General features: G+C 58.3%; 7 protein-coding genes and 3 pseudogenes. 3 read left to right on the forward strand and 7 right to left on the reverse strand.

Annotated elements, in window-relative coordinates; all coding sequences use genetic code 11:
• Positions 1-265: 265 nt before the first annotated feature.
• Positions 266-397 (forward strand): annotated as a pseudogene (locus AWB69_RS51150) (IS110 family transposase); the annotation flags it as partial.
• Positions 398-1,227: 830 nt separating this feature from the next.
• Here AWB69_RS51150 and AWB69_RS44115 read toward each other — a convergent pair.
• Positions 1,228-1,638, reverse strand: a complete 411-nt coding sequence (locus AWB69_RS44115) for a DUF3331 domain-containing protein (protein WP_062093057.1) — start codon at positions 1,636-1,638, stop codon at positions 1,228-1,230.
• A 168-nt stretch (positions 1,639-1,806) separates the two neighbouring features.
• On the opposite strand from AWB69_RS44115, the pseudogene AWB69_RS51045 reads away from it, so the two are divergent.
• Positions 1,807-2,049, forward strand: a pseudogene (locus AWB69_RS51045) (IS30 family transposase); the annotation flags it as partial.
• A gap of 170 nt (positions 2,050-2,219) precedes the next feature.
• On the opposite strand, the gene cydB reads toward AWB69_RS51045, so the two are convergent.
• The 5 genes and pseudogenes from cydB to AWB69_RS44145 all read right to left on the reverse strand — a co-directional run bounded on the left by cydB (position 2,220) and on the right by AWB69_RS44145 (position 8,498).
• Positions 2,220-3,206, reverse strand: coding sequence for a cytochrome d ubiquinol oxidase subunit II (cydB, locus tag AWB69_RS44125; RefSeq protein ID WP_062093058.1), 987 nt, complete (start codon positions 3,204-3,206; stop codon positions 2,220-2,222).
• Complete coding sequence (locus AWB69_RS44130; RefSeq protein ID WP_062093059.1) at positions 3,203-4,642, reverse strand: cytochrome ubiquinol oxidase subunit I; 1,440 nt, start codon at positions 4,640-4,642, stop codon at positions 3,203-3,205. Before AWB69_RS44130 ends, cydB begins: the two co-directional genes overlap by 4 nt.
• Positions 4,643-4,652: 10 nt before the next feature.
• The gene (gene poxB, locus AWB69_RS44135) at positions 4,653-6,386 is read right to left on the reverse strand and encodes a ubiquinone-dependent pyruvate dehydrogenase (protein WP_062093060.1); all 1,734 of its coding nucleotides are present in this window, start codon (positions 6,384-6,386) and stop codon (positions 4,653-4,655) included.
• 72 nt (positions 6,387-6,458) lie between these two features.
• Positions 6,459-7,715: pseudogene (dld, locus tag AWB69_RS44140) on the reverse strand (D-lactate dehydrogenase); the annotation flags it as partial.
• A gap of 219 nt (positions 7,716-7,934) precedes the next feature.
• Positions 7,935-8,498, reverse strand: coding sequence for a cupin domain-containing protein (locus tag AWB69_RS44145; RefSeq protein ID WP_062093061.1), 564 nt, complete (start codon positions 8,496-8,498; stop codon positions 7,935-7,937).
• A 229-nt stretch (positions 8,499-8,727) separates the two neighbouring features.
• Between AWB69_RS44145 and AWB69_RS44150 the strand changes: the two genes are divergently transcribed.
• The gene (locus AWB69_RS44150) at positions 8,728-9,642 is read left to right on the forward strand and encodes a LysR family transcriptional regulator (RefSeq protein WP_062093062.1); all 915 of its coding nucleotides are present in this window, start codon (positions 8,728-8,730) and stop codon (positions 9,640-9,642) included.
• Positions 9,643-9,839: 197 nt separating this feature from the next.
• Here the strand turns inward: AWB69_RS44150 and AWB69_RS44155 are convergent, their stop codons facing one another.
• Complete coding sequence (locus AWB69_RS44155) at positions 9,840-10,559, reverse strand: IS6 family transposase (RefSeq protein WP_062093063.1); 720 nt, start codon at positions 10,557-10,559, stop codon at positions 9,840-9,842.
• Positions 10,560-10,960 lie beyond the last annotated feature (401 nt).

Consider the following 10,960-nt stretch of genomic DNA (forward strand, 5'->3'; position numbering starts at 1 on the left):
GCATATGCTCCGACAACTGGTTCAAGTGCGCCGTTCCGTGCGCGATTGCGCATGACGACTTCAGAAACAACTTGCGTAATCATGGTTGCTCTCCTCTGAATTGGCGGCGAAGCCATCTGAGCAGAGCACGGTCTGTTATGTGAAGTCTATAGTCGTTGAAGCGCACCCGGAGTCCAGCAAAATTGGGCGATCGCACCTCGGAATGACCGACAAACCTTGCATAATCCCGAGGCGCCCATAATAAGTTCTATAGAAATATTTCTATAGCACGTACAACTGGCACTGGCTCGTCGACGGCCTACAGGCGGCCGGTTTCGTGGTCCATCTGGCCAACACCACGGGGACCAGGAAGTACGATGGGCTCAAGCACAGTGATGACAAGACCGATGCGTGTTATTGGCCCATTTACTTTCGGCATAGTTGGTCTGCCAGCGGCCAATTAGCGCACGATCGATCCACTCGTCGGACGCAGCGCCTTATTGGTTGCGCAGGGAGGGTCGAACGGTCGAACAGACTGTTCGTCTGTTCTGAGGCGTCGCCCGTATGGTTAGTTACGGTGTGGTGACCTGGCTAGAGCGGCTCTGAAGCGCAACGCTAAGGCCATCTAAGGTCGTCCCTTCCCAATTGGTTGCCGTTATGTTTGTCGCCAATGTACGCTCCGATACGACCTCAACACGCGTAGTCGACGGGTCGATACTCGGCGTCACGAACATGGCGACGTACACCATAGGTTAGGAGGCGCATGCCGTGCTGGGCCAACGTATCGTTTGACGCCACTCACTCGCCGACGCACAGCCATCTCTGATCTCCTGTTACCCGCCGTCCAAGCGATCGACGCAAAGTAGCAGGCAGGCAGCGACAAGACCGAGGCAACGAAGGGAAGATCTTCCACAGGCAACTCCTTTTAGCAAACTAGGAAAAAATTTCGACAAAAATTTGACCATGAAAAGCGAAGCCATAAGCGCGATGGCCGTGCAAATTAGTGTCCCAATAATTCCCGGCATTGCCCGAAATAGCGGGCCCGCCCGGTGCCGGCGAATGACCCGCAACGAGCCATGTGTTCTCTTGCCATGGAGCCCGCCCCTGAAAATTCGGACCGCCAGCGCGATGCGCACGACCGTCACGCGGATAACTGCCGACTCGTCGTTTGGCCGTTTCTTCACCAAGCCCGATCGTTCCTCGGATCAATGACCGTGGCATCGTTCAGAAGTAAGCCGAAATGGCAGGTTATTGACCCTCAACCGCGTCGTGTACAACAGCCGCAAGAATCATCTCGCCGACATTAAGCGGCAACGGATGACTGGCACGCGGTCTGTAAACAGCGTCTCCAGGATGGATTGGGCGGCCGCTCACTGCGCACACGCCGTCGCTGCGCGACACACTGGCCCGCCAGACCTGATCGCCGTAACAACACGCAGTCGGATCCCGCCATGCGATGGTGGCGGTGATTGGGCTTGGCCTGTCAACAACCCTTACGCACATTTCGCGCGCCTCGCGATCGAGCATGAAGGTGAGTGTGCCACGGCTAATGCGCGCCACAGTCTTCTCCTGCTTACCGACATTCGCTCCTGGGTCAGCAGAGAGCAGGTTAAGCAGTCCAATAGTCTGCATCCACGCGTCATCCCTTTTTGCCAGCATGTCCTTTCTCCCTAGAGGTTCGATTTCTCGCGCCAGGTACGGCGGGCTCAAATGTGAAGTGCAACACTGAAAGCGTATAAGGTGTTGTGATGCTCAAAGAGACACGGTACAAACAACTGCAAGCTCAAGAACGTCTGGAGATTGCGAGCCTGCATCTGCAGCGCCTGCTGGCGCGTCGTACTGACGCCGCTCGAGTGGCGGTGGTTACCTCGGCAAATATCCGGGATCCTCAAACATATGTATCCGACCGATCGGACACAGCGGGTTTCGCACGAAACGATCTACACCGCCATTTACGCTCACCCGCGCGGCGAACTGCGCCGTCAGCTCATCGCTTGCCTGCGTCGCGGCCACCGCGCGCGCATGTCTCGTACACGCGGTACCGACCGTCGCTGGCAAATCCCTACCATGTGGGACGGTGACGCGACAAGCTTCGCTTGAGCGCACTGGCGTTCGGATGAATCTGATGCAGATGCAACACAGGTCTCCATCTCCAGTCGTTGCTTTGCCGGGCGTTCGATTCGAAGAAGCGACGGCTGCAGGCAATAGTGCCGTCCCGCGCAAGGCGTAGTCGATTCATTTCAGTAGTGGTTCGACATGACGTTGACCTTGCCATTGAACACGGCGTAACTGCACACCGTATAGATCAGCATTAACGGATACACGACGATGCCTGCGCCCCAGAACATGAATGCGAGGCTCGCGTGCGGCGCGGCCGCGTCGGCGATGGTCAGTGAGAACGGGATCATGTACGGCCAGAAGGAGATAGCCAGCATCGCGAACGCACAGATGAACAGTAGAACGATCGCTGCGAATGGAAGTGCGTCTCGCCGCTGTCTCACGCCCTTCCACACGCACAGGATCGAGCCAAGAGCGATGAGCGGTACGGCGAAGAGGGACGGTCGTTCGATCCAGCGATGCATGACGGCCAGGTTGGTGTGCAATGCATGGACGAATAACGCGATCAGCAACGCGAGGACCGCCACGAGAAGCGGGGGAATCACGCGGAATGCCGCATCGCGCGCGTCGCCTTCGCATTTTTTCACGACCCAGCCTGCACCGAGCAACGCGTAGCCGACGCACAGCGCCAGACCGCTAAGCAGCGAAAAGGTACTGCACCAGGTCATGTCGTTGCCGGTGAAGCGGCCATTGACGATCGGGAGGCCTTCGACCAGCGCGCCTACCATCGCGCCCTGCATGAACGAAGCGACCAGAGAGCCGAGCACGAATCCCACATCCCATATGCCACGCGAGCGCTCGGCGCGGCCGCGAAATTCGAACGCGACACCTCGAAAGATAAGGCCGGCGAGCATCACTATCACCGGGATATAAAACGCCGGAACCAGTAGCGAGTAGGCGAGAGGGAAGGCACCCCAAAGCACGACACCGGCGACAATCAGCCACGTCTCGTTGCCGTCCCAGAGCGGTGCGACCGACGAGAGCATGTCACGTTGTCGCTGGGCGTCGCGGGTGGTGCCAAAAAGCATCCCTACGCCCAGATCAAAGCCGTCGAGCAGGACGTAAATCAACATGCTGACGGCGAGAATGCCTGACCAGTAAGAAATCATTTGCGTAGCTCCATGAGCGATGCACGGGCGCGGGGCGTCGCCTGCCCGGTATCGGATTGACCCGAAGAACTGGCAATTGAGAGAGGGCGGTTCGGCAACGCAGTTGGCGGCTTCTCCGTCAAATGCTCGAGTGGCCCCTGCCACAGAAGTTTGTAGATGTAGTAGATGCCGAACGCGAAGATGAATGCATAAGTGATGCAGAAGATCGCCAGCGACAGGATGGCTGCGCGCGTGGTCAGAAATGGCGTCAGTGCATCGGCGGTGCGCAGGATGCCATAGACCGTCCAGGGTTGTCGTCCCACCTCAGCCGTGAACCAGCCCGTGAGCGTCGCGATGAAGGGCAGTGGGAAGCACAGGAACACAGCCCACAGCAGTGCCCGGCGCTGCATCAGACTGTTCTTCCACGAAAGAATTGAGCCGCCCCACGCGACCAGCAGCATGATCATCCCGCAACCCACCATCAGGCGAAAGGAAAAAAAAGGAATGGCGACTGGCGGACGCTCGTTGCGTGGAAAATCGCTCAGTCCGACTTCCCTGGAGTTGAGCGTTGATGACCCGATAAGGCTGCCGAGTACGGGCACCGACACCGCGTATTCGTTTGCTTCGCCTATCGCGTCCGGCCACGCGATCAAGACTTCCGCGGCGGGTTGCTCGTCATGCCAGCGCGCCTCGATCGCGGCGAACTTGATGGGCTGATAGTGATGGACGTAGTCGCCGACAAGATGGCCGAACAACAACTGCACGGGTATCAGGATCGCCGCGAGAGCGAGGCCCATGCCCACCATGATTCGCGCCTCCGCGTGGTAGATCCCGCGTAGCGCGTACCAGGCGCCGGTTGCCGCGACGCAGAACGCGCCGGTAAGATACGCGGCGAACAACATGTGCGGGAAGCGGACCCATACGACCGGGCTGAAGATGATCTCGGCCCAGTCTACTGGCGTGTACTGGCCGTTGAGTATTTGATAGCCGACCGGATGCTGCATCCAGCTGTTGTTCACCATGATCCAGAAGGCGGACAGCGTGGTACCCAACGCGACGATGGCGGTGGAGAACAGGTAGAAGCCTGGACGCACGCGTGTCCGGCCAAACAGCAGGATGCCGAAGAAAGACGCTTCGAGCATGAATGCGGTGAAGGTCTCGTACGATAGCAGCGGCCCCTGAATCGGGCCGGATAGTCGCGACAGTTCGCTCCAGTTGGTACCGAACTCGAATGCTAGTACGATTCCCGACACGACACCCATGCCGAACGCTACGCCGAAAATCTTGAGCCAGAAGTCGAATACCCGGCGGTACGCGGGTCGCCCGGTGAACATATGCAGCGCTTCGAGAACGGTCAACCATGCCGCCAGTCCGATCGTAAAAGACGGAAAGATGATATGGAACGACACGGTGAAAGCGAACTGCAGACGAGAAAGCAGCAATGCAGTGGCGTTCATGCTCGCCTCCTTATCGCCAGAGATTGGTGCTGGCGAGGTCGAGCACCTCGTTCGCCTGACCGCTCAGAATCGCCTTGACCATGTAGAGCGAAAAGCCCTTCGCCATCTCAGCCGTGATGGCCGGCGGCATGGCCAGCTCCTGGCGGTTGACCACTGCATCGACAAGCACCGGCCCATCGTGCGCAAACGCTTGGGCAATGCCCGCCTCCACGTCATCCGGCTTTTCCAGGCGGATCCCGCGAATCCCGACAGCCTCGGCCATTGCTGCGAAATTGGGGTTGTTCAGCTCAGTGCCGACATTGACGAAGCCCGTCGATTTCTGTTCGAGTTCAATGAATCCCAAAGCACCGTTGTTGAACACCACGACCTTCACCGGCAAGCCAAGCTGCACAAGACTCAGGAAGTCGCCCATGAGCATCGCGAAGCCACCGTCGCCAGACATCGAAATCACCTGCCGGCCCGGATAAGCCGCCTGAATGCCGATCGACTGCGCCATGGCGTTGGCCATCGATCCGTGCCAGAACGAGCCGATGACTCTGCGCTTGCCATTCATCGCGAGATAACGCGCGCCCCAAACGGTCGGCAGGCCGACGTCACAGGTGAAGACGGCGTCTTCCGAAGCGTGATCGCTGATGGCCTTTGCAACCTGTTGTGGGTGAATCAGCGGCTTGTTCGTATTGCCCCGAGCAAGTGCGTCCAGGTCGCTACGTGCCTTGCGATAGTGCTGTTGCGCCTGTTCAAGGTGAGCGGCATCGCCCTTCTGCTGGAGGCGGGGCATGAGCGCTGCGAGCGTGGCCTTCACGTCGCCGACCAGACCGAGTTCAACGGCGGCGCGTCGTCCAAGGTTTTCCGGACGGATGTCGATCTGCGCGATGTGCGTTCCTTGGGTGGGATAGAACTGGGTGTAGGGAAAGTCCGTGCCCAGCATCAGAAGGACGTCGCAATCGCGCATCGCATAGTAACCGGACGAGAAGCCGATCAGGCCCGTCATGCCGACGTCGTAGGGGTTGTCCCATTCGACATGTTCCTTGCCGCGCAATGCATGAACGACAGGGGCCTTCAGGCGTTCAGCCAGCGCCACCACTTCATCGTGAGCGCCGGCGCAGCCGGAGCCACACATCAGTGTGACGCGTCCGTCGCCGTTGAGCATGGCGGCCAGGTGATCGAGATCCTGTTTGACCGGCACGCTGACAGGGGCACGCGGCAGCAGGCCCGCTACCTGTGGGAGCGGAGCGTTGATGGCAGGCTGCAGCGCGACGTCCCCTGGGATGACCAGCACCGAGACGTCGCGCCGTCCCACCGCCTCGCGAATGGCTATCTCCAGCATTCGGGGCATCTGGTTCGCGCCAGAGACCAGTTCGCAATAGCTGCTGCACTCCTTGAATAGCAACTGCGGATGCGTCTCCTGAAAATAGCTGCTTCCGATTTCCCGTGACGGGATGTGCGCGGCGATCGCAAGAACCGGTACCCGCGAACGATGACAATCAAACAGCCCGTTAATCAGGTGCAGGTTGCCTGGTCCACAGCTTCCGGCACAGACCGTCAGCGAACCTGTCATGTGCGCTTCCGCGCCAGCGGCAAAGGCCGCTACTTCTTCGTGGCGCACGTGTATCCATTCGATCTTGCCGTTGCGCTGCATCGCATCCGTCAGACCATTCAGGCTGTCGCCGACAACTCCATAGACGCGTTTGACACCCGCTGCCACGAGAACTTCCACAAATTGATCCGCAACCGTCATGGACATCATGATTCTCCAATGGAAAAAGTGATTCGTTCGTCAAGGATGTGCAACGCTACAGACCAGAACGCAATGCGTTCGACGTGTGGTCCCGCCATAGCGCACCGCCGCGCCAGCCGCAGCAAAGCGATGAAGAAACGCCTTGTTTCCCTCTTCGTCGGAGCACTCAAAGTGTCCGCCGCTAGCCTTCGCAAAGTAGCCTTCCAGGAAGGCTTTCGTTTCAGGGGCGCCTTCGGCCGGGACTTTCAGCAAAAGGTGACGCTCATACTTGTTGCGGTATTCCTTCATTAGTGGTGGAAGGTGACTGGGGAACAGGCCGCTCATCGCCTGCATGACGCGGTCGGTGAAATTTGAAGGAAGAAAACCCAACCGGTCGAAGAACGAATCGAAGCGATTTTTAAGAGCAAAGGAAGCCGGCAATCTGGACGTGTCGAGATAGTGGATCGTCAGGAACGTGTCTTTGCCGTGCTTTTCAGCGATATCGAAGGCGTCGCGATGCAGGTACTCGCCCGAAATCGGTAGGTGAGTGAATACGTGCAGAGCGTGACGCCGGATGTCGGTCAGTTCTTCGGGCCGATTCGTGCCAATGTAAAACACCTTCGCATCTTGCTCGATCGGGAAGGTATCGAGTCGCACCGCGAACACCACCAGCTTGCCGGCGGAGCCCGACGTCTCGTACAGGCGACGCGGATCGGCGTTGAAGCGCGCGGGCGTGTGCGTATCGATTTCTCTGACGTGGGTCACGTAGTTGCGGTCCGATTCGGCGCCTGCATCAGGCTGGATGTCGGCTTCGGGGAATTCTCCGCGGTCGAGACGGCGAAGCACGTCCTCCGGCGTGTCCCCCAGACGAATGCCGAGATGATTGACCAGGTGGAGCTTTCCAGCCGCACCTACCTGCGTGAATACCGCCATCTGCGTATACGCGGGTCCCAGTTGTAGCCGCGCGCCGCCCGAATTATTGCAGACCCCGCCGAACACCGACGCGCCGATGCGACTGAAGCCGATGACGGAATGACGTTCACGTCCAAGGGGCTTGAGTACGTGTTCGAGCTGGTCTAGCGTGGCGCCAGGCAAGCATATGACCTGTTTTCCCTGCTCGATCACATACACCTTTTTCATCCGACTGGTGCTCACGATGACGATGTCGCGATCGTAGTTGTTTCCATCCGGCGTCGAGCCGTCGGTGAGGCCAGTGTTCGACGCTTGCGTAATCACGATCACGCTAGCCGCAATGCATGCCTCAAGCGCTTTCCACTGCTCGGAGACCGTGCCGGGCCGAACAACCGCTAGCGCTTTGCCCTCTCCGAAGCGAAAGCCAGTACGGTAGCGGCACATCGCACTGTCATTCAGAGCCGAGCGCGAGCATCTGTCTGAAGGAGATGCTCGCGCTTCCAAGGCTGCCTGGAAGCAGCATCAACGTTGGTCGTCCTTTTCCAGAGAGGTTCGACGTGTCGCGAACGTGCCACTCCTTTCCCTGCACCTCGTAGGTCAAGAGAGGGAAGCGTTCGCGCACGGTAGCCAACTCTTGTTGCCACCCAGAAAACAATTGTTCGCTCACAATACAGCGCTTTGGGCGGCGACGCTTTCGTTTGCAGCGATCTTGGCTTTGGCATCGAGAGTGTATTCGGCTTGCGGCGCGTCCCCCGAGACTACGAACAACAATACATGTTCGGCGTCGGGTTCATCTTCGGTGATGTTGAGGAACCGGCGAGCTACGCCAGGAGGAAACGAGACCACGTCGCATGGCCCTACATCCACGTAGTCGTAATCCTCACCTTCATTCCACGCGCACCGCCAGCGGCCGGTGACGGGCATGAATGTTTCGTTCGTATCGTGGTTGTGCATAAGCGGACCGTTGCCCGGTTTGCATCGCGCAAATCCGAGATTGAACCCCTCTGTTATCGGAATGGCTGCAAGGCGTGAAGCATCCGCTCCTACCGGTGAAACCACCTGCTCCTCACCTTTTGGTGGCTGGAAGCCAATAACGTTTATCAGCTCCCGCTGACATCCCGCGAGGTCGCTGTCGGGCAGTCCGCCAAGGGATCCGCGCAGATGCGCAAAAATCGCGACACGGCGCATCATGTCGTCGTGCGATATGGTTTTCAGTTCAGGGATCATCGTTATCTCCAATTTATGAAAAGCGTGGATCGGCGATCGGCACAGTAGCAAGCTGCCTGACGTCGTCACCGCGCACAAGATTCAGATTAGTCGCAAGGGCCCTGACGGGCTATCGTCTTGCATCGATGACCAACATCGACAGCATGAATAGTGCCGCCTGACGTCAATGGTCGCGCGCAGAACGCTGGTTTAACATGGGCGACGGCGACACTACGCGTGGGACAGCGACATGGACTACAACGGACTGGATCTCAACCTTTTGGTCCCGCTGCGGGCTTTACTGATTGAACGGCACGTGACACGCGCGGCGGAGAAGCTGGGCATAAGCCAGCCCGCGATGAGTGCGTCACTCGCGAGATTGCGGGAGCTGTTCTCCGATAAATTGCTGGTGCGCGGGCCAAACGGGTTGACGTTGACTCCCCGTGCAGAGGAGATGCTCCCGCAACTCGACCATTTGATGGCCGTCATCGAACGACTCACTGCCGTCCCATCACATTTTGATCCGGCGACCAGTCGGCGAACGTTCACGCTGATCGGAACCGATTTCGTCGAATCAAAAGTACTGCCGCTCCTTATGGCCGAATTGCAGAATTCAGCGCCTATGATCCGGGTCGTCTTCAAGGATCCAGATCCTAAGCATGTCGAGACCATGCTGGCGAACGCCGTGCTTGATCTCGCCATCGGGTACCTTCCTGAAGCGCCTGACACGTTGATCCGTATACCGCTGTTCGTCGAGCCATTCGTTTGCATAGCTCGGTCTGATCATCCCGTTTTGAGGAATGGCCTGACAATTGAGCGCTATGTCGAAACGGCACATGTCCAAGCGTTGATGCGCGATGGATCGATGTACACCGATGCTATCGACACGGCTCTGGCAGCGCAAGGGCTCGCGCGCCGCATCGCCCTGTGGCAGCCGAGTTTTTTGGCGATCCCTCCCGTTGTCGCCAGCACTGACCTGATTAGTACGGTGCCGGAAAGCGTTGCACGCGTCGCAGCCGTGTGGTCGCCCATCTCGGTTCACGCCTTGCCGCTGGAGTTGCCTGCGGTCACACTGGCTGCTTATTGGCACCCGCGCAGTCGCGATGATACGGAGCATCAGTGGCTGCGCGGCACTATCCGTAAGTTGCTTGCGCGTGCACATTAAAACAGATCATTTTGTGACTGGTCCGCTTACCGAACTGAGCTGACCATCCTTAGATTTCACTACAGCAGACGAAGCGAGTGCGCGACTTATGCCCGTTTAGCTTGTCTTTTTTGTACAAGACGCTTGCCACGGTGCTCTTGACGGTTCTGGTGCAAATAGATGGTTTCGGCGAGCTGATGCCAACAGATCGGGATACCTCATTGAGCAGGGAGGACCACATTCCAAACGGCGGGCGTGGAGGCATCTTTGAGGCGCAAGCGGTTCAGACCAAATTGCCCCTTACGAATGCGGTGCATCAACTCAATGCCCGCAAGAGTGGTCGCCGCGTTCCTGAAACGTTTGAAGCCGAGCATCACGTTCGTTCTGGACTTGATGTGACGATGGTCCTGTTCGATCAGATTATTGAGATACTTCGAAGACCGCACCGTCGTGTCCTCGGGTAGCAGCCCATCAGTCTTCATCTCGCGCACGGCGCGATGCGAGGCGGCATAGCCATCGAGCGTGAGGGTCTTGGGCGACCGGCCTTGATGCTTGATGGCCTTGCGGAAAAACGCCGTGGCTGCCTTCACGTCACGCTTTGCGCGAAGCACGAAATCTACCGTCTGGCCGGCGCGATCAACCGCCCGGTAAAGATAGAACCACCTGCCACGGATCTTCAAGTACGTCTCGTCAACCCGCCACGACTGTCCCGCAGGTGTTGCTAAACAGTTCCAGCGCTTGACGAACTCGGGCGTATAGCGCTGCACCCAACGCAGAATTGTCGTGTGAGCAAGCGACAACCCTCGCTCAGCCATCATCTCGACGAGATCGCGCAGGCTGAGCTTGTAGCGCAGATACCAGCGCACACAAAGAATGATTACGTCACGGTCGAAGTGACGGCCGGCGAACAGCCCGTCCAGACTCTTCAGCTTGCTCATCGTGCGCCCTCAAATCGGTCAGGCCGACACTCTAACCGATTCGCTGATCGCTATTTGCACCATGTCGGGACGCCTCCCCGTTGTCAAGCAGTCTGAATCTCTGGCATTGGGTCGAGGTTGCAGCCATGTATCCGGGCTCGGTTCGCAGCGCTCGCTGCAGGCCCACGATGAATATCCGCGAGTGGGTACCCCATCACAGCCACGGGCTCGATTGCCCTTGGTGCAAAGCGGGTTTGGCCCACCACGGTCCGACCGTTTTGTCATCGAATTGAAGTCTGCTCAAGCAACCTCTGGAAGGTAAATGCTGTTCCGATATAGAACCTATAGCTGTCAAGCTGTCACGCCAGGTCGTATGGGAACGTGGCTAACTTGGTAGACCTGCTTCCGAATTAACAGAGCCC

The organism is Caballeronia udeis, assembly GCF_001544555.2.
In the GTDB taxonomy this organism is placed as follows: Bacteria; Pseudomonadota; Gammaproteobacteria; order Burkholderiales; family Burkholderiaceae; genus Caballeronia; species Caballeronia udeis.

Coding starts and splice junctions, on each gene's coding strand:
- AWB69_RS44115 (WP_062093057.1), bottom strand. CDS start 1,638: ATGCTGGCAAAAAGGGATGACGCGTGGATGCAGACTATTGGACTGCTT.
- AWB69_RS44155 (WP_062093063.1), bottom strand. CDS start 10,559: ATGAGCAAGCTGAAGAGTCTGGACGGGCTGTTCGCCGGCCGTCACTTC.
- AWB69_RS44130 (WP_062093059.1), bottom strand. CDS start 4,642: ATGAACGCCACTGCATTGCTGCTTTCTCGTCTGCAGTTCGCTTTCACC.
- poxB (WP_062093060.1), bottom strand. CDS start 6,386: ATGTCCATGACGGTTGCGGATCAATTTGTGGAAGTTCTCGTGGCAGCG.
- cydB (WP_062093058.1), bottom strand. CDS start 3,206: ATGATTTCTTACTGGTCAGGCATTCTCGCCGTCAGCATGTTGATTTAC.
- AWB69_RS44150 (WP_062093062.1), top strand. CDS start 8,728: ATGGACTACAACGGACTGGATCTCAACCTTTTGGTCCCGCTGCGGGCT.
- AWB69_RS44145 (WP_062093061.1), bottom strand. CDS start 8,498: ATGATCCCTGAACTGAAAACCATATCGCACGACGACATGATGCGCCGT.